Source organism: uncultured Abyssibacter sp. (genome assembly GCF_964000955.1).
In the GTDB taxonomy this organism is placed as follows: domain Bacteria; phylum Pseudomonadota; class Gammaproteobacteria; order Nevskiales; family OUC007; genus Abyssibacter.
Genome location: NZ_CAXFCL010000173.1, coordinates 13784 through 33938, shown reverse-complemented (window position 1 = coordinate 33938; position 20155 = coordinate 13784). Strand labels below are relative to the sequence as shown.

The following is a 20155-nucleotide window of genomic DNA, read 5'->3' as shown; positions in this document are numbered from 1 at the left end:
TCGTCAACAAGAGGCGATTAAGGCCGGATGTCCGCCATTGCGAAGCGTGGATTGGTAATCCCCAATCCGTTCACGGCCCAGTTGGCCCAGGTGTTGTCGATGGCCCCGTTGCCGGCATCCGCCGCGGTGTCCGGCACCTGCACATAGGTCACGACTCCATGGGTCGGCGTCGGATTGACCGAACCCAGTGCAGTCAGTCCGCCCAGATTGCCCAGTTCGTAGGATGTCTCGGCATAGGCCGGCAGATCGAAGCAGACGCTCTCCGCCTGGAGACCCAGCTGATCGGTCACGACATGCGCCTGTACGGTGAACGTGGTCCCGTCACCGGACTGGCTGACATCCTGGGTCAGATCGGCGTTGCTGTCGGCGGTCGAGGACAGGTCGACCGTGACATTCGCGGTACTCGGACCGGCCACGTCGCAATCCTGGAACACGATATTGCCCGTCGCCCGCACCGGTTCGTTGAAGCGGAACACGAAGTTCGTGCCGTCGTAGAACGCCAGCGACATCAGCGGCGGGGTCTGGTCGCGCAGCAGCACGAAGGCCCGCGTGTCCGCATCCGGGGCGTTGGCGTCCATGTCCTCGATGGCACCGGTCAGCGCGATCTCGGCGTCACCGTCACGAGCGTCGGCCTGGAGCGTGAAGATGTCATCGACATCGAAGGCCGCGACGTTGCTGGTGGTGCCGTCCTCGCCGACCAGACCGTTGAGCGCGGTCAGATTCGACAGCGTCGCGCTGACGTTCGTCGTGACCGGCGCGCCGATCGGAGCGATCTGCTCGGTCACGGCGATGCCGATACGCGGTGACGTCTGGAGGAAGGCGGCGGTGCCGTCGGCGTCACCGACCGCCGCGGTCGTGCCCAGCGTGCCGGCGAAGGTCTCCAGCAAGGCGTTGGACAGACCCTGAAGCTCGTCGGGACCCTTCCAGTCGTCGTTCGCGAAACCGGCCTCGGCGTCATTGACGTCAGCGGCCTGCGGCGTGATCGAGTACAGCACGGTGGACGCGGTGTCCGGACCGTTGTCGACGATGGCGCTGCCCGATCCACCCGTGGTGCCTTCACCCTGCGCGCCGGCGATCAACTCATCGAACAGTTGCAATGACACGGTCGGCGGCGAGACATCGAGCATCGCCATGGTCGCCGCGCCACCAACCGCTCCACCCGGCGCACGGGAGGTGATCGTCAGCACGTCGCCCGGCTGCGGTTCGTCACCACGCGGAGCGATGATCAGGTCGAAGCTGCTCGCCCCACCGTCATCGATGACGTAGGTCAGCGCGCCGAACGACGTCGGACCGTTATTGGCCGGCACGCCGGAACCCGTGTAGACCGGGAAGAACAGCACGTCCAGCGGCTGGTTGGTCCGCTCCAGCCTGACCAGATAGTCAGCCGCATTCGGACTGGTGGCGATCGAAACGCGGGCCACACCGGTGAACACCGTCCGCGTGGATGTCTCGATGGCGTCCAGCAGGTCGTTCAGCGGTGCGTCAGCCTCCGGCGCATTGAGCTGTTCCAGCCCGTCCGTCTGGCCCAGGGCCGTGGCGTAACCGATGGCTGCGCCGTTGGGCTCACGGGCCACGCGGATGTCCTCGCTGTCCGCGGCGACCGTATCGAGCATCGCCGATGTCGTCAGATGGGCGCCATCGGTCGGGAACAGCGTGGTCGCGGCCTGCCCGGTGATCACAGGCGCCTCCGCCGTGGCATCCGCCGGTGTGAACGTGGTGAATGCCAGCACCAGATACTGACTGGTGCCGTTGATGCTGTCGTAGGCCACCTCGGGGCTTTCGACGACCACGTTACCCGCCGGATCAGCCAGCGCTTCGCGCGCCAGCAGCACGTCCACGGGAGTGGACTGCGGGATCGGATTCATCACCGTGACCGTCAGCGTATCGCCCATCAGCGACACCGAGGCGATGTCGGCGAGGTACTGCTCATCGCCTGCGCCCACCTCGACGATCACGTCGGCGGCATCGAAGCCGGCCTGCAAGCTCTCGTTGAACCGTATGACGAAGCCGTTGGCGCCGGTTCCGTCGATGCGCGACTCCAGCGGAGCCGGGTCCACGGTTTCATCGACCACGCCTTCGGTGGTCTCGACGAACGGCGCCTGATCATCCGCGGCCCCGCCCGTGGCGAGGAACAGCGTGAAGAACTGCGCGTTGGCACCGGTGAAGCCGTCGTAGGCGATGTTGTCGTTCAGATCGATGCTGTTGCCGACGACATCCAGCAACTGTCCCTGCGGCATGCGCACGGTGACCTGGCTGCCCGCGGGCAACGCGTCGCTCAGCGTGATCTCCAGCGTGGTGTCGCCGACCAGTTCCGTGGTCAGCACGCTGGCAACGCCGGCATCGAGTTCCACGGTCACGTCACCGGGTTCGATGATGTCCTGCATGGCCTCGCTGAACTGGACCACCAGCGGTGCCGCGGCCAGGCCGGTCACCGAGGCATCCAGCTCGGCCGGGCTGCGCAGCGGATCAAGCACGCCATCGACTCCGTCGACCATCGGTGCGCCAGTATCGGGCACCGCGGCAGTGCGATAGCTCAGCACCAGGTAGGCGCTGTCACCGCTCAAACCGTCATAGGCCACCTCGGCTCCGAGCACCGCCACATTGCCGGCGGTATCGAGCAACGCCTCACGCGCCAGCCAGACCTCGACGAGCTGTCCACTCGCGATCGGGCCGGCCGTCTCGACACTCACGGTGTCACCGGAGATGCCAGCCGACGCCACGGTCATCGAGGCCTGATCGCCGGACTCGCCAACCAGCACGATCACGTCGCCGGTGTCGAGCACGGGCTGCAGCGCCTCGTTGAACACGATGGCGAAGCCATTGGGGGCGGCACCATCGATCCGGCTTTCCAGCGGAGCGGGTGTCACACCCTCGTCAACCACGCCGTCGGTGGATTCCACGAACGGCGGCTCCTCGTCGGCAGCCTCGCCGGTGGTGAGGAACAGCGTGAACAGCGTGGCTTCCGGACCGGTGAAGCCGTCATAGGCCAGCGCGTCGCTCAGCGCGATGCCGTTGCCCGAGAGATCCAGCAGTTCCGTGCGCGCGATCAGCACGGTGACATCGCCGCTGTCGGGCAACGCCTCGTCCAGCACGATCTGCAGTTCGTTGCCGCCGATCAGTTCAACGGTGCTGACGGCCACGGCGCCACCCTCGACCTGCACCGCGACATCACCGGGTTCGACGATGTCCTGCATGGTTTCGCTGAACACCACGGTCAGCGGTGCGGCCGCCAGCCCGGTGATCACGTCGTCCAGTTCCGCGGGGCGGGTGGACGGATCGGCCACGCCGGTGACGCTGGCTGCGGTCGGCGCCTCGGTATCCGGCGCGCCGGCCGTGCGATAGCTCAGCACCAATTCGGCACTCGACCCGCTGAAGCTGTCGTAGGCGACCTCGTCGCTGAGCACCGCGACGTTGCCCGAGGTGTCGCGCAGCGCATCACGGTTCAGTCGCAGTTCAACCTGTTCACCCGGACCGATCGCGGCCGCGGTCTCGACCGTGACCGTCGCGGCGGACACCGTGGCCGTCGCCACGGCAACCGTCGTCTGGCTGCCGGACGGCCCAACGAGCACGGTGACGTCGCTGGCATCCAGCCCAGCCTGCAAGGTCTCGTTGAAGCGGATCACGAAGCCGCCCGCACCGGTCCCGTCGATCCCTGAGGCCAGCGGCGCCGGGCTCACGGCGGGATCGATCACGCCGTCGGTGGATTCCACGAAGGGCGCCTGCTCATCGTCGGCACCGGTGGTGGCGAGGAACAGGGTGAAGAACTCGGCGCTCGCGCCGGTGAAACCGTCGTAGGCCAGATCGTCGCTGAGCACGATGCCGTTGCCTTCGGCATCCTGCAGCTCGCCGCGATCGATGCGCACCGTGACCTCGCTGCCAGCTGGCAACGGCTCGTCCAGCGCGATCTGCAACTGACTCTCGCCGACCAGCTCAGTGGTCAGCACGCTGGCGAAACCGGTATCCAGCTCGACGGTGACGTCACCCGGTTCGACGATGTCCTTCAGCGCCTCGCTGAAGCTAATGACAATCGGGGCGGAGACCACACCGGTCACGGCATCATCCAGCGTCGCCGGGCTCATGGCCGGGTCGGCCACACCGGCGACACCCAGGGCGCGCGGCGGCGAGAGGTCGGGCGAGCTGAAGCTGCGGTAGTCCAGCACCAGATAGGCGTTGTCACCGCTCAGACCGTCGTAGGCGACCTCCGCCGACGGCGCGGCGATGTTGCCGGCGCTGTCCAGCAGGGCCTCGCGCGCCAGCCACAGCTGCACGCGTTCGCCGGCAGGCAGGGCGGCATCGGTCTCCACCGTCACCGTGCTGCCGGACACCGAGGCCGCGGCGACCGTCACCGATGTCTGCGTCGGCGCCTCGCCGATCAACACCAGTGCATCATCGGCATCCATGCCCGCCTGCAAGGGTTCGCTGAACTCGACCACGAACCCGTTCGGCGCCACGCCGTCGATGCGGCTGGCCAGCGGAGCGGGACTGACGCTGTCGTCGACCACGCCATCGGTGGACGCGACATGCGGCGGGATGCCATCGCCGTTGGGATACGGGTCCACGGTCACGGTGGCCAGATCCATGACCCCGCCATCGTTCGTGGTGGCAAAGGCGATGGACGAGGTGTCGGTGTCCTCGTCGTCCAGTTCGGTGCAACTCGGCAGCGATGCCGCCGTGGTCACGATCTCGTGCCCGCCCACTGAGACCCGCACGCAGGAATCGGCGTAGACATCGGCGAAGCTGAACAGCCCGCCGTCATCGGTCGTGGCGGTGCGATTGGCTCCGGAATCGTAGGTCGCCGCGACCCCGACGTTACCGTCCTGATCGAACTCCACGCCCTGGAATTCCAGCGTAACCTGCACGCCAGGCACCGCGGCGCCAGTGTCAACGTTGCGTACGGTGCCCCGCACCTCGGTGTTCAGCGCGGGCAGACGGACCGGCCCAGTATCGACATTGAAGTTGTCGATGAACACCGGATCATCACCCGGGTTGGCGATCACGTCAGCATCGGGGCTGACCAGAACCGTGGCGCCCATGTGAGGCTGCTCCAGCTCACCGGTGTCCAGCACCAGCGTGATCGGCCCGTTGGCGTCGTTGGTGCCGACGCTGGATGTTCCGGAAACCACGACACCAGGCAGCTCGAACTGCCCCGCGTCGTTGGTCGTTGCGGACACCGCCGCCTTGGTCACGGCACCCGTGTACCGGACGAGAACACCCTCGATCGGGCTGCCGTTGCTGTCGAGCACCGTGCCGGTCACCGTGCCGGACAGTGTCGTCACTTCATTGAGCGTGTCGTCTTCATCGGGCGACATACAGCCCGTGAGCGCCAACGCCGCGCAGACCATTCCAGCCTGCACCCACCGCAAACCACGAAAAGACATCACCTACTCCCCGGGCGGTCCCCTGGACTTTCGTTAACCGTCAATGGTCGGGTGGCATCCCGCCACCTGAAACACCATGTTTGCCTGATTCTTGCCTACGACTTCCCAGACCGTCGCAACCTGTGCCTACGACGCTATCAGGCCATGTTGCAAGAACGGTGCCTTAATCGACAAACAGTTCGTTCAGTTTCCAGGGAACTCGCGCCCGTTTCGGGTGCGATGCACGGGGTGGGGTCATGATCGAATCGAGCACGATGCGCCGGCTGCGCGCACTTTGCACGATCGCAGGGATGGGGCTGGTGCTGCCACAAACGGCAACGGCGCAATCGGATACCGACGAGATCGAAACCGTGCCGACCATACCGGTCGCCGCGCTCGATCCCGAGGATGTGCCAACGGAAATGGACGCCGATCCCGTCGAGCTGGAGGAGCTGGTCGTCACCGCGCAGAAGACCCGGCAAACCCTGCGCGAGGTTCCCGCATCGGTGTCCGCGATCAGTGGCGAGAAGCTGGCCGAGGCCAACGTGCTGCTGCCCAACGACGTCAACAACTACGTCCCCAACCTCACCATGAAGGTGTCGCCGTACCTCAGCGAGGTTCGCATCCGCGGCTACGGGACCACCATCTCCAATCTGGGCGCCGAGTCCTCCGTGGGGACCGTCATCGATGGCGTTTACTACGGTCGATCGACCTTCCTGTCGACCATGCTCTACGACGTGGGCCAGTTCGAAGTCATTCGCGGCCCCCAGGGATCGCTGTTCGGCAAGAACACCATCGCCGGCGTACTCAACCTGACCACGCGCGATCCCGAACCGTACAGCGAGGCCTCGATCAGGCTGGTCGGTACCGACAATCTGGATCAGCGCATCGCGCAGGGCGGCGTCACGATCCCGGTCTCCGACACCTCGGCGATCCGGATTGCGGGTGCGTCCTACGGCATCGACGGCCTGCTCTACAACACGTTTCTCGAGCGGCCTGAAGCGGATTTCGTCGCGACCTACGGCCGGATCAAATGGAAGCTGCCCGATTTCGGCTACGGCGGGCGCATCGTGCTGGGCGCGAACATCGCCAATCAGTCGTTCAACAACAACGCCTTTCAGATCGCCAGCCTGACACCCACCGTCTTCGAGTACATGCAGCAGTTCGATCCCGATGTGGAGACGAACCCGCGCAACGATCTGGTTTCCAGCAACGTCCCGGCCTTCGCCAAGGTCGAGACGCGCTCGGCGCAGGCCCTGGTCGAATATCCGATCAATGGCTGGCTGGGTATCCCGAGCATCGATCTGACCTCGGTGTCCGGCTACGCCCGCACCACGACGATACAGCGCGACATCGACTTCGATTTCTCGCCCGTGCCGGCGATCAAATACACGCTGCAGGAACCCAGCCCCTACGAGCAGTACTCGCAAGAATTTCGCTTGAGTGGTTTTTCCGACAGCCTGTTCGGTCTGTTTGGAGAAACCGAGTTCATTCTCGGCGCGTACTATTTTGACGCCGATTCCTACAACAACGAATTCATTGAAATCGAGGATCTCGGCGCACTCGCGGGCCTTGTGCTCGCGAATCAGGCAGACAACCCGGGGGGTGGCGATGTCGTGCCCACGCCGACGCTCGGTGGCGGCATCCCGATCCCTCCGGTGGTGGTGGATGCCCTGACCCAGATCGTCATGTCCCCCCTGGCCGACGAGATCTTCGCCCTCCAGGGCCAGAACGAGAACGTACTGCTGACCTTGTCGCAACAACAGCAGTCCATGGCGCTGTTCGGACAGATCACGACCGAAATTCTCACCAACCTGCATGCCATCGTCGGTCTGCGCGTCGGCCAGGAGAAGAAGGATGCCTTCCTGACCTCCACCGCTCCCGATGGCGCGATCTTCATTCCGGCGGTGATCGGGCAGTCCAATCATCAATCATCGCTGTCCCGATCCGAGAGCGAGCTCTCGCCGAAACTGGGGCTGCGATACGACTTCGGGCAACGCGCATCCGCGTATGCGCTCTGGGCGCGCGGATTCAAGAGCGGCGGATTCAACGGCCTGCCGCTCAATGACGAAAACCTGGAGTTCGAACCCGAACGCGCCGACAGCTACGAGATCGGCTACAAGGCGCGGCTCCTGAACAACACCCTGCACACCAACATCGCCTTCTTCCAGACCGACTTCGAAGACCTCCAGGTGTCGTCGTTCACGGGGTCGGCATTTTCGGTACTGAACGCGGCGGCGGCGCGCACGCGCGGGTTTGAAGCCGACTTGCGCTGGCTGCCCCCCATCCGGGCCTTCGAACTCGACGCCAGCGTCGGGTATACCGACGCCTACTACACCAGCTACCCCAACGCACCCGCCCCGGCGTTCAGCGACGAAAGCACGCAGGACCTCACCGGCAAGACCCTGCAGAACGCACCAAAGTGGTCATTCAGCGTACTGCCGAAGCTGCTCCTCCCCGGATTCTCACCATCCTGGGGATTCATGGTGAATCTGGAAGCGAACTACATCAGCGAACGGTTTCTGGATGTCGACCTCGATCCCGCCACCCTTCAGGACGACAGCATCACGTACAACGCGCGCCTGTCCATCGGCGCCGTCGATCGCAGTTGGGGCGTGACGGTTTCCCTGCAGAACATCACCGACGAGCGCGTGCTGAGTCAGGTCACGGACATGCCGGTGGCGACGGGCAACTATGGTGCGGTCACGACCACTGTCGGGCGCCGGGTCTACGGCGCGATCACCCTGGAGTTCTGATTCAGGCGCCCGGAGGCATCAGAAGTCGTAGTCCTCGTTGTCGACATCGAAGTCGGCATCGCTCAGGCCGGGATTCACCGCGAAATCCCGAAAGCTGTAGTGCTCCATCAGCCGCCCGTCTTCGTGCCACATGCGAATCTGCGCAGGCAGGCCGTTGTCGTCATAGAAACACAGTTCCCGCTTGCCGATCGGATACGGCGCATGCCCGTCGTCCGGCGGCGGTCCGGCCGGCAGCAGACAGCGAGCCGGCGCATCGTGAACCGTGATCGCGGAGATGGCTACATCCGGTTCATCACCGTCCGACTCGGCCTCCGAACGCTGGGCCTCGATGCCCAGCTGCAGGCGCTCGGCCAGATTGAAGATGCCACCCTCGGTTGGCGGCCGCAGATTGCCTGATCGCTTCACGAACGACCCGTCCGGGTCCAGCGACATGGTCCACCCGAAAAAGCCTGGCTGGTGAAACTTGATCTTGCCCTTGTAGCGCTCGGCGCAAAAGATGATCTCGCGCCCCTCCTCGGGGCCGGGCAACCACTTCATGTACCGACATTCCGGCGCCCGCCGATGCTTCATGAACAGGGTTTCGACGGGCTGGAGTTCACCCTCGATGCGCTGCTGCTTGGTCATGATCGCGGTGTAGGCGTCAAAGCCTTCAACCTCGCCGACGAAACGGCGAAGCATGGCCGCGGCCTGGTCGCGATTGGAGACAGCCGGCTCATCGTCGGCGGCACCGGCAACAACCGGAACGGCCAGCATCCAGGCCAGCCCAACCGTCAAAACCATCCTGGTCATCAGATTCCGAACCCCACGGACAGCGTCGCATTCACGTAATCGGACCCCGCGCTGGCCTCGCCGTTCACGAATATGGCACCCAGCCATCGCGACAAACCGATTGCGAGACGTCCGGCGTCAACTGTTTCGGCGTCCAGCGCCGATTCATCGAAGGACACATCGAAGCGGCTCGTGGACCAGCCAGCGCTTCCGTAGACGGTCATGACCCTGAGCCGACGGCGCAACGCCAGATCCACGCCCACGGTATCCAGCTCGACATCGTTCTCGCCGATCATCGAGGAGTAGGCTCCGCGCGCGGCGATCTCCCAGCCGGATTGCCCCGCGACCGGCCAGGTCCAGCCCAGACTCGCGCCAAGCACGCCATAACCCGAATCCGGGATGGCGGCGGCGGTCGCTCCAACCGACCAGCCGGAGTCGAAGGCGATCTCGCCCGCCGCGCCGATCTGCCCGAGCAGGGACGTGTCCTGTCCGAACACGCGCGACCAGGCATCGTCATGCTGCACCGACGACGCGGAGAACACGCCAGCACCCAGCCCCCAGTACCCGGTCAACGGGCGAATGTGCTGCCACTGGCGAAACTGGTACGCGTTGGCCGCATCCTCGGCAATCGCTCGGAAGTCGGCCTGCGACGCATCGCGCAGCCGGTCGAAATCGAACGCCTGAACCGACGGCGCCACCATCCCCAACACCAGCAGCAGACCGCATCGGATGGATGCCCGGGACCGGAACTCGTTCCGGCGGCTAGCAACGGCTCTCGCCATCAGACCCTTCATTTCGATGCACCTCGTTTGCCTGCCATGGCCAGTCTTAGGGCTTGTTAACACGATTCAGGCCGCCGCCGCTGAACCCGAACCGCCGCGACCGGTCATAGACCTCAAGCGCCAGCAGTCGAACCGGCGCCGGGCCTCGGGAACGCACGCTGCATGCGACGGCAAGATTCTTGCCGTCTGCCAGTCCACGTACGCCGCATCCGGAGGAACGGCAATGAAAACAGTCCGCAACCTGGTCTTCTCGTCGGTCACCTGCCTCGCAGCCCTCGCCACCGCCTCCGCACAGGAGGCCCCGGAGCAAACCGACGAGCCCTCGCTGTGGGAGCGCCTGGCCGCCGAACGCGGCGTGACACTGCCCCCGCGCTTCGGCGTCGGCCTGATCTACGTGGGCTACAGCCACGATATCCAGATCGACGAGCTGCAGATCTCCGCCGACGATGGTCGCCGCGGCGGGATCGATTTCATCCAGTCCGACAACTCCGAGATGACCAACCGTCAACTCCAGTTGCGCGCCGACGCCTGGCTGCTCCCGTTCGTGAACGTGTTTGCGCAGATCGGCACCGCCGACAACAGCCTGAGCACGAATGTCACCGTGGATGGAGAGGACATCGTCGCGTTCGTCGGAGACGAGAGCCGCTGCGACCCGGACGCCTCCCCGCGCCCGGCGCTTTGCGACCAGACCTTCACCGCGGTCGGAAAGCAGGACCCCGGAGGCGAGGTCTACACGCTTGGCGCCCTGCTCGCGCTTGGCCGCGGCCCTTACTTCGCGATCGGCGGCGCGGCCTTCACCTGGGCTGATCTGGACACGTCCGACTCGCCGATGGAAACCCTGGCACTCACACCTCGCGTGGGCCGCCGCTTCAATCTGGGCGACGACGGCGAACTCGCGGTTTACGTTGGCGGGCTGCACATCGACACCAGCGTGGCGTTCAGCCGCAGCGTCAACGTGCAGACGCCCGACGGCGGCACGGTCGTGACCCTGACCGCCGACATCAGCAATCGGGATCCCTGGAGCTACGTGCTCGGCGCCAACTGGGACATGCACAACGGCTGGAACCTGCAGGGCGAGCTCGGCTACGGCGCGTCACGCGATGGCTTAATCGCATCGCTGACGCGCCGATTTCCCTGAACCGGCCCGCGGTTAGCCGTTAACGCGTCGCCGTCGGCGCAACCGTTGCCGGCGCGACCACCGGGCTGGAACCGCCGCCGAGATACTGCCAGGCCGCATACAAATCGATCAGACCGTAGCCATAGGCGTCGTCCACGCCGGGTCGACCCAGGTCGATGGCCGTGGCCGTCAGCGCCTCGCGCACCTGGCTCCCGGTCAGGCCGGGATTGCTGCTGAACAACACGGCGGCGGCGCCGGACACGTGCGGCGCCGACATCGACGTGCCGTTGTAGTACTCGTATGAGTACTCGTTCAGCAGGGTCGTGACGGTCGCATCGACACCCATGGACGTCAGCAGCGCGGTGCCGTCTTCCTGGGAAATGGTAATCGCCGGGATTGACGAGCTGTCCTCGCCCAGCGTGCCCAGGAACTCGCCCGGCTCGTTGTTGTAGATCACGACGGCGGCTCCGCCGCCGGCCTCGACGGCCGCGACCTTCTCGGCGAAGGAGTTGTCACCGCGCTCGCACAGGACGACCCGCCCACTCCAGGAGGCCGAACGCTTGCACAGACGGCCATAGGCCAGCGCACCCGACACCATCCCGTAGGCCGCATTCTCCAGCGCGTTGGCCGCGTAAACCGTGCCGGCCACTTCCAGGTCCGCCTGCTCGGTGTACGGCACGGTGCTCAGCACGCCAACGCCGGGCGCCGCCAGTTCCACCGCGTCGTTCTTCTGTGAGAAGCGGGCCACAGACATGGTGTCGTCCACCGCCGCGACCGACACCACCGAGGAATAGCTCGCGGGGTAATTGTAGGCTCGCGTACCGCTGTTCCCGGCCGACGCGATGGACAGCGTGCCGACGCTCTCGATCCAGTCAAACGCCGCTTCCTCCATGCGCTGGGCACGACCGCCGCCGAGACTCATGTTGATCACGTTGGCGCCCGCCTCCGCACACTGGAAGGCGATGTCGGCGAGCGTGGACGAGTAGGACCACGCGCATTCCGCGCCGTCGAAAACCTTGCCGATCATCACGTTCACCTTGCCCGGCGACACACCGACCACACCAATGTCGTTGTGCACGGCGGCGATGGTGCCAGCGACATGCGAACCATGACCGCAGGTATCGGTATCCCAGCCGGTTGGCGTCCCGTCGACCAGATTCAGGCCGGCAAGATCATCGTGCGCGGCGGAAATGCCGGAGTCGATGATGCAGACGGTGGCCCCGGCGCCGGTCGCGGCACCAGGATCGATCACACCGTCACGATCCAGGTCCCAGACATCGCGCGCACGCACCATGTCGATGCCATAAGGCACTTCCTGCGCCATCGGATAGCGCTTGACGTCCGGCTCGATGGACAGAATCCGGCTGTTCCGGCGCAACCGGTCAATCACGCCCGCAGGCGCGGAGACGACGAATGCGTTGATCCTGTCGAAGCGGTGATGCCGCTCCAGGTTCTTCTCCCTGGCCAGCACATTGGCCACCGCGGCCATCTTTCCGGGCTTGACCTCGATCCAGACCCGCTGCTTGGCAGCCGCCGAGACACTACTGACGTACAGACTCGCCACCACGGCGAGCGCAATCATCCTCAACATCGCGTGAATCCTCCCGATTCGGATAAATCAACCGCAGTTCCATCTGCCACAACCCCGCCATCCGATTCGGACGGAAAGACGCGACACGGTCGATAGTGCAGGCAACGCCGCCATGCACGACGCCGTATTCAATGCAAATTCAACGCCGATCTCTTGCGCTTTTGGCGCCTGGGAGCGATATCACATCACCGGAATGTCGCATCCATCACATCCGCCAGCGCATTCGCAGACCGAACCACAACAATGTCAGCGGCTGATAGCGACCGGTGACGCGATTTCCGGTCATCGGATCAAGGTCGTCGACCTCGCCCTCACGGCTGCGCAACACGCCGGTGCTGAAGTCCACGGTCCGCCGCTCGTTCACGACCCAGCTGAAGCCGCCGGTCAGGTAGAGGCGACCGGCATCGGCGGAACTCGCGCTGCGATTCGCATCGCTGACCGCGGCCGACTCGCCCGCCACGCCGGTCGACAGCGTCCAGCGCTCGTTGAGCCGGTAGCGCAGCCCGAGCGCGACCAGATAGGCATCCTGAAACCCGAGCTGGCGGCGGATCGTGGGCGTGGCGTTGTCGAAGCGGATGACGACCTCGTCGAACCGGGACCATCGTGTCCATCGCAGGCTGCCGGCGAAGGTCCAGCGCTCACCCGACCAGGTCACACCAGAGGACAGGGTCTCCGGCAGCGTCAGCGTGAGGCCGAAGCCGGTATCCGTCGTCGCCGCCCGAACCAGCGCGACCACTTCGTCCTCGAACGACCCGCCCGTCGCCAGCAACGCCGTTCGCGTGGTCAGGAAACAGGGATCGTTCTCGAACTCCTCGACGGTCCAGCCCAGGCGCTGCCGGGTCGCCTCGCCATCCAGACCATGCTCGATCGGCGCGAGATAGCTCATCCCCGCCGCCAGACGATCGGTCAGCGCGACACGCAGGCCCGCCTGCCAGGCCGCGGCGAAACGGCTGGCTTCGGCCCGGTGCCGGAAATCGTATTTACCTGGCAGCGCGTCCTCCCCAGCCACGAGACAGGCCGGTGTCACCAGATCGACGCCGGTGCGCGCCTGGACCTCGCGCTGGACGACGGCCCCCAGATCGACATCGTTCGAATACTGAAAGTCGAACCAGTGCAGCCGCAGCCCGGCGCCGACACGAATGCGCGGCGTCATCTGCCAGGCGGCGCCGGGGGTCAGCTCGATGCCGCGAATCACCGTGTCGATGGCGTTGTAGCGCCCTTTCCAGTCCGCATCCCGATGCTGGGAGGTGCCGTAGGGTGCGGCCAGCGTGGCACCAACGGCTACGCGCTCGTTCAGGCGCCGGGTCCAGGTCCAGTCCGGAATCGGTGCGTCGACACGACCGCTGCGGCCGCTGTTGCCGCCGCTGATGGTCGAGCCATCCGTGCCCTCGCGAACCGCCTCGCCCTCGAACTGCGTGGACAGATGCGCGAAATGCGCCCCGCTCGCCAGGCCGGATTCCAGTGCCAGACCATGCAGTGCGGGATTGCGCACCGCGGCGCCGGGATCGTAGTCGGCGGCATCGACACCGGCGAACCCCATGCCGCTGGCACCCACCGAATCAAACGGCAAGGCGAAACCACCCGCGGACCAGGCCGGAGACAGTCCCGCCAGCATCAGGCCAACCAGCGTTCCGACAATCCTGCGCATCTGATTCCGCCAACCGGGTCGGGATAACCAGCCGGCAGCAGAAACCAGGCCAGCCCGACCGCCGCCATCACCGGAGCCGACACCCGGGCCCGAGAGCACCGCCGATCCGGATGCGAGGCGTCAGGACGCCCGGGCCTGCTTGATCAGGTCGTAGGCGCGCGTGATCTCGCTGGTCTTCTGCTCGGCGACAGCGCGCATCGACTCGGGCAGCCCCTTGGCCGCCAGCCGGTCGGGATGATGTTCGCTCATCAGCCGGCGGTAGGCCTTTTTCACCTCGGCGTCGCTGGCCGAGGAATCCACCCCGATGATCTTGTAGGCATCGGCCAGTTCATCCCGCTGAGGGGGACGGCGACCGCCTGCCGCACCACCGCCCTGCGCCATGCGCAGCGAGGCATCCAGACGCGCGAGATCACGCTCCGACAGACCCAGACCGCGCCCGACGCGAAAAAGCAGTTCACGTTCGGCATCGGTAATCCGGCCGTCGGCAATGGCAACCTGGATCTGGGCGGTCAGAAAGACCTGGATCAGATGCATCTGGCCGCGGCAGGTCGCGCGGAACTGCCGGACCTCGGCGTCGACATCGAACCCGGTCTGCTTGCCGCGATTGAACGCGGCGATGGCCTGCTTGCGCTGATCCGGAGAAAAACGGAAGCGCTGCATCATGGTTTCCAGCGCGGCGATCTCGGACTGATCGACCCGGCCATCGGCCTTGCTGATCGCACCGGCCACCGCGAATGTGGATTCCAGGAACTGATGCTGCGCGGCACCGGCGATCAGCCGTGTCGGCGAGACCCGGCCGAGCTGCCGCCCCAGCCACCAGCCGGCCAGCGCACCAAAAATCAGGCCGGGTAACCGGCCGAACGCGAAGCCGAGCACGGCTCCAATCAGGATCGCGGGAAACATGGCGCCGGATTCTACGCCAGCTCACCATCCGGAAAGATGACGGCGCCGCCGGACCCTCTGGTCCGGCGGCGTTGAAAGGATCCGACTACGGTCGGTAGTCCATGAAGATTCGACCGGAACGGACGACCGGCTGACCGAAGGCCTCCAGCGCCTGTTCCCAATCAGGACTGTCGGTGGACGACCCTGGCAGAGTGGCATTTTCGAAGCTGTCGCCATTGTCTTCACTGACGTAGAGCCGCCCGTCCGGCGCCGTGACAACCACGTAATTTCCGACGCCTCTGGCGTCCGAGGTGATCTGGTTGATCACGGTCGTCCAGCTCGTCAGATCATCGCTGTAGGACAGCCCGCCGGTTGTCGGCACGAAGTAGCGGCCGTTGATCAGACGAATCGCGTTGATCGGGCTGGGCACACCGGGCGGCAGTTCCGTCCAATTCATCAGGTCGGCGGAACTGTAGAGCATGCCACTGCCGCCACCGAACAAGTATTGGCTGCCGTCATGCATGACCTCCAGCGGATGGAACCGACCCGTGCTCCCGCTGTAGACCTGCTCGGGCAGCGTCCCGGTGATGTCCGTCCAGCCGGTCCCGATATCGCGACGGATTTCGCTGCTCGAGAACCCGAACTGCGGATAGGCGAGGAAGGTGCCGGCGGCCTCATCCAGACCGGAGTACGTCCCGCGATTCAAGGTGTTCTCCAACGTCCAGTTCTGGCCATCCGCACTGACATACCCGATAACGCGGCCATCGCCCGTCTCCCCAAAGGTGGATGGATTGATGGGCCCACCTACCGCCACGAACTGCGACCCGTTCCACTCGATATCCAACAACGGAACGGTGTTGTTGATCCCCGTGTAATCCAGAGGCACGGTCTGCTCTTGCCAGGTAAACCCGCCGTCGTAGCTGATGGCAATGGCAGGCACCGTCTCTTGTTCGTTCCCGTTCTCGTCAAGGATGGTTTTTGCACCAGCCGCAACGAGTTCACTACCGGCCACGACAACATCGTTGATCTGAAACGGTGCGTGGTGGCTGCGGGTATCCCAGTTGTTCAGATCCGTACTCGCCCAGATCTGCCCGTTGTGACCCACTGTCACATAGTCCGTGCCGTTGAACGCGATGTCGTTCAATTGCATAACCGCCTCACCCACGCGACCGTGCGTGGTCCAGTTCGTGCCGTCGGCGCTGCTGTAGACGTACCCGAGACTTCCGACCACGATCAGTTGCGAGCCGTCGTAGGCGATGGCCTTGGGTGTGCCGCGACTGACAAAGGGTTGCGGGCTCACGGTCAGCCAAGTGCTCGCATCCGAGCTGGTCTGTAGCGTCGAACCGTTGAGGATTCGGTAGTACATGGTGCCGTCATAGGCCACCGTGGGACTTTGATTCGCCTGCAAAGCCGCAATGTACGGTGCATTGTCGGCTGCAGTCGTCCAGCTATGGCCGTCCGGGCTGACATAGGTGGTGCTGCCGTTGATCCCGACGAACTCAGTCCCGTTGTAGAAAATCTCGGTGACGGATTCGGTGGGCTCAACCTCACCCCACAAATCGCCATCGAAACTCTTGACTGTCGTTCCGCGCGTCACTGCCGCGACGAACGTCTGCCCATCGGTGGCGAAGGTGGACAAACTCCCAGAGCTCGAATCCCTCAAGGCCGGCGTGTTTGCCGCCACCCAAAGCTCGGTATTCGTGCTGCGGAAGATTTGACCACGCCCACCCACGGCGATGAATTGCTGGCCATCCCACACCACGCGATTCAGATTGTTGTAGGTCTGACGCGGCGACAGCATGCGCCAACCGTCCGAAGCCTTGGGCGGCGCCGTGTCCTGTGGAAATCCGAAATACCCGGCCGAACTCTGCCCCAGAGCGATTGTGCCAATCGGGCCGGTCGCCACGGTGTAGAGGTCGCTGGTCAGCGGATAGCCGGTCAGATCGCGCAGGCTCGGTCCGATCAGCATCGCATCGTCACCCACCAGCACGTACAGGCCATTCGCCACGGTGATGTCGCGGATGTGGCCATTGATACCGCCCAGTGACAGCCAGTTGAAACCGTCGGCGCTGATTGCCAGTGCATTCTGGCCCACCACGACGAACTGGCTGCCATCCCAGATCACCGACCGGAGGTCCGGTGTGTTCGGAATCGGGTTGGCGAGCGTCCAGGTCTGGCCACCGTCCACGCTCGTCACTATGTCACCGTCCAATGCAACGGCGACATAGGTGCCGTTGTGCTCGGTGACATCTTGCAGATTGCGAGTGCTCCCGGTCGCGACTTCGGTCCAGTTGCTGAGGTCACTGGACAGGAAGGCACGCCCGCCCAGCCCCACGCCGACGTACTGACCCGATTTGCCATGCAGATACTGCATGTTGAGGATGGCCTGATTCCCAGGCAGGTCGGTCCAGTTGCTGCCATCGGTGCTCGTAGAAAGGAAGGCACTTCGGACCGCGATGAACTGGTTGCCATCGAACGCAATATCCGTCGGCCCACCCTGGAAGCTTCCACCTCCGGTGAAGGTCTGGCCGTCCGTGGTGACAAAGGGAAGACTGTTGAACTGCCCGGCCATCACGAAGCGACCGTTCCCCCACTCCGCATCCAGAATGGTTCCGCTGGGCGGATTGGCGATGGGTGCCAGGCCGCCGATCACATCTTCGCACGGTGCGTTCAGGATCAGGTCGAAGCCTGGCATCGTCCCGGACGCGGAGTTGGGCGTCGGCAGACACAGCTTGCCTTCCGGATGACGCAGCACCTCAAAGGTATACGACGTGCCTTCCTCGGCCGTACCGTCGATCAATCGAATCGAGGCATTGCTCTGCGTGTACGTGTCCTCGATCACCTGGCTGCCGAGGGTGAAGCGGAAGTCCAGCGTCGTGCCGGCATCCATGCCACTGATGAACAGGTCGACGCTGGATTTCGCGGCCTGCGAACAGCTGATGTCGATGTCCGTGATGTCCGCCCCGCTGACCGTTCCCGACCCGTTGGCGACGGTGCAGGTGAGCCCGGACGACGGTTGCGCCCGCACCTCGTAGTCGCTGCCGTCGGCGATGCTGGCCGTGTAGGTCACCGCACCGTTGCGCAGGCCTCCGTCGTTCACGATGAACCCTTCGGACAGCAGCTCCCACTGCCCCATCGAGTTCGTGCCCGGGATACCCGAGATGGCGCCGGAGAGGCTGAAGGTGCTGGGCGTGGAGCAACTGATGTCGACGCCGGTGATGTCGCCACCGGAGACGGTGCCCGTGGCATTGGCCACGGTGCAGACCAGCCCGCCGGACGGCGACGCGGTCACTTCGTAGCTCGCGCCATCGGCCACACCGCTTGCGTAGATCACGGCGCCATCGGTCAGCGGACCATCGGCGACGAGGGAACCCTCGACAAAGGCTTCCCACTGGCCGTTGCTGCCACCGGTGCCGACACCGGAAATGTTGCCGGAAACCGAGTACGTCGCCACCTGCGTGGTCATGCAGTTGATGTCAACGCCGGTCACGTCGCCGCCGGAGACCGTACCCGCCGCATTCAGCACCGTGCAGCTATAACCACTGGGCGCAAAGGCCCGAACGATGTAGTTCGAGCCGTCGGGCACGGGGCTGACGTTATAGGTGATCGCGCCGTTGGCCATGGCGTTGCCGGCCACGACCGTGCCGTCGACCTCCACCTCGTAAGTCCCGGTCGCACCGGTGCTCGGCAACCCTGCAATGGTGCCGCTGATGTCGTAACCCGCGGCCTGCGAGCAGGTGATGTCAACGCCGGTCACGTCGCCGCCGCTGACCGTGCCGGAGGCGTTGGCCACGGAGCAGGTCAAGCCGCTGACTGGCGATGCGACCACCTGATAGCTCGCGCCATCGGCGACCGGTGCAGCCGTGTAGGTGACGTTGCCGTCGTTCAGCGGGCCGTCGTTGGCGAAGCTGCCGTTGATGAACAGTTCCCACTGGCCCGAACTGCCGCTCGTACCGGCGCCGCTGATACCACCAGTGATGTCGTAGCTGGCCGCGGATGCCTGCGTGCGGGACGTGAACGCCTGCATCACCGTGCCGACGGTCAGGGTCGTGGTCACCGTGGTGTCAAAGCTGCTGGCCGAGGTGTGACGCACGCATAGCGTCTGGCCGACCTCGACCACGCCGTCGGCGGTCGTGAACCCGCTGGGCTGGCAGTTCGGCGACCACTCGCCGTTCTGCACCGAGACGTTCACGGTGGAATCGATGCCGGTGATGGTCACGGTGTTCGACGTCACCACCGTGCTCAGCGGCACGCCGGTCTGATCGGTGAAGGCGAAGGCGTCGGGCGTCGTGTCCGGCCCGCCGGTCGTGCCCATGCGCAACTGGCCGAGGAAAGCCGGCACGCCGCTGCCCTGCGGCTGACTGGCGTCGCCGATGTTGATCTCGTTGAAGTTGCCGCTGTTGTTGTCGGACAGCGCGTACTCGATCTGCGCTCCGGCATCCAGCCAGATGATCTCGGCCGTGTTCGGAGTGCCACCGAAGCTGCGATAGAACGGGCTGCCGAAGGTCCCGGCAGGCACGGTCAGACGACCATCCGCGGCCACCGTCACGTTGACCGTGTCGCCGTCGGAGAACGGGCCACCCGAGGCCGCTTCGTGGTAGGTCAGCGTGTAGCTGCCCACCAGCGCGCTGTTGATCGTGCCCGGCGTCGTCACCCCGGCCCCGGACGTCTTGGTGCCCGGCGCGCCCGGATCGTCGATGACGCCGTTGGCGACACCGTCGTCGTCACCCCGCCCGCCGTCGACCAGCGTCAGCGTCACGGTGCGCCCGTTGAACCGGGCGCCGTCGGTGCCGTTGAAATCGAACTGGGTGAACTGGCCGTCCTGCACCTTGTAGTAGGTATTCGCGGTCGAACCCGCCGGAAGCTGAATGGTCACGTCCACCGATGCCCCGGGCGTCAGGCCCGTGACACTGAAATCGTAGAAACCGTTGTCGAAGCTCACGCCCGCCGGCGCCGCACCCGGGGCCGGGTTGTCGATGACACGCGCCTCGCTGAGGGTTCCTGCCGACGTGGTCAGCGTCACCGTGCCCCCCCCCGGCACCGTCAACTGTTGCTGGTTGTCGCTGACCCCTTCCAGATTGATCTCGGTCGGATCGCCGCAGGCGGCGAGGGCAAGGACGGCGGCCGCGCAGACAAGGCGCTTGAGATTGACGGACATGGACCCACTCCCCGGGGAAAATCAGGTCGCCCAAAGGTAGGTGGAGGATCGTCGGGCCCATACCCCCCAGACGGGGGTGTAAGAACCGGTGAATCA

The 20155-nt window shown here is 65.1% G+C and carries 9 protein-coding genes; 2 read left to right on the top strand and 7 right to left on the bottom strand.

Translation table 11 applies throughout. The annotated features are described in order from the left end of the window. Positions 1 to 17 precede the first annotated feature (17 nt). On the bottom strand, positions 18 to 5309 hold the full coding sequence (locus ABNS06_RS08460) for a carboxypeptidase-like regulatory domain-containing protein (protein ID WP_348673870.1): 5292 nt from the start codon (positions 5307 to 5309) through the stop codon (positions 18 to 20). Between the two features lie 305 nt (positions 5310 to 5614). Between ABNS06_RS08460 and ABNS06_RS08455 the strand changes: the two genes are divergently transcribed. After that, entirely contained in the window at positions 5615 to 8113 is a 2499-nt protein-coding gene (locus tag ABNS06_RS08455; protein WP_348673869.1) for a TonB-dependent receptor, read from the top strand. An 18-nt stretch (positions 8114 to 8131) separates the two neighbouring features. Here ABNS06_RS08455 and ABNS06_RS08450 read toward each other — a convergent pair whose 3' ends face one another. Further along, a complete protein-coding gene (locus tag ABNS06_RS08450) occupies positions 8132 to 8902 on the bottom strand; it encodes a DUF1571 domain-containing protein (protein ID WP_348673867.1) in 771 nt (256 codons plus the stop codon). After that, positions 8902 to 9663 carry a hypothetical protein gene (locus tag ABNS06_RS08445; RefSeq protein WP_348673866.1) on the bottom strand — a complete coding sequence of 254 codons (762 nt, stop codon included), beginning with the start codon at positions 9661 to 9663 and terminating at the stop codon, positions 8902 to 8904. The genes ABNS06_RS08450 and ABNS06_RS08445 overlap by 1 nt, the downstream gene beginning before the upstream one ends. A gap of 223 nt (positions 9664 to 9886) precedes the next feature. Here ABNS06_RS08445 and ABNS06_RS08440 point away from each other — a divergent pair, with 223 nt between their 5' ends. Beyond that, complete coding sequence (locus tag ABNS06_RS08440; RefSeq protein ID WP_348673864.1) at positions 9887 to 10801, top strand: hypothetical protein; 915 nt, start codon at positions 9887 to 9889, stop codon at positions 10799 to 10801. 19 nt (positions 10802 to 10820) lie between these two features. Here the strand turns inward: ABNS06_RS08440 and ABNS06_RS08435 are convergent, their stop codons facing one another. The 4 genes from ABNS06_RS08435 to ABNS06_RS08420 form a co-directional block, all read right to left on the bottom strand. Further along, positions 10821 to 12371: a S8 family serine peptidase gene (locus ABNS06_RS08435; RefSeq protein WP_348673863.1), complete on the bottom strand. Its 1551-nt coding sequence runs from the start codon at positions 12369 to 12371 to the stop codon at positions 10821 to 10823. A 205-nt stretch (positions 12372 to 12576) separates the two neighbouring features. Further along, the gene (locus ABNS06_RS08430; RefSeq protein WP_348673861.1) at positions 12577 to 14019 is read right to left on the bottom strand and encodes an outer membrane protein transport protein; all 1443 of its coding nucleotides are present in this window, start codon (positions 14017 to 14019) and stop codon (positions 12577 to 12579) included. Between the two features lie 120 nt (positions 14020 to 14139). Next, positions 14140 to 14922 (bottom strand): co-chaperone DjlA, encoded by a 783-nt coding sequence (gene djlA / locus ABNS06_RS08425; RefSeq protein WP_348673860.1) that lies wholly within the window; start codon positions 14920 to 14922, stop codon positions 14140 to 14142. A gap of 85 nt (positions 14923 to 15007) precedes the next feature. Then, on the bottom strand, positions 15008 to 20059 hold the full coding sequence (locus ABNS06_RS08420) for a choice-of-anchor U domain-containing protein (RefSeq protein WP_348673859.1): 5052 nt from the start codon (positions 20057 to 20059) through the stop codon (positions 15008 to 15010). Between the last annotated feature and the right edge of the window lie 96 nt (positions 20060 to 20155).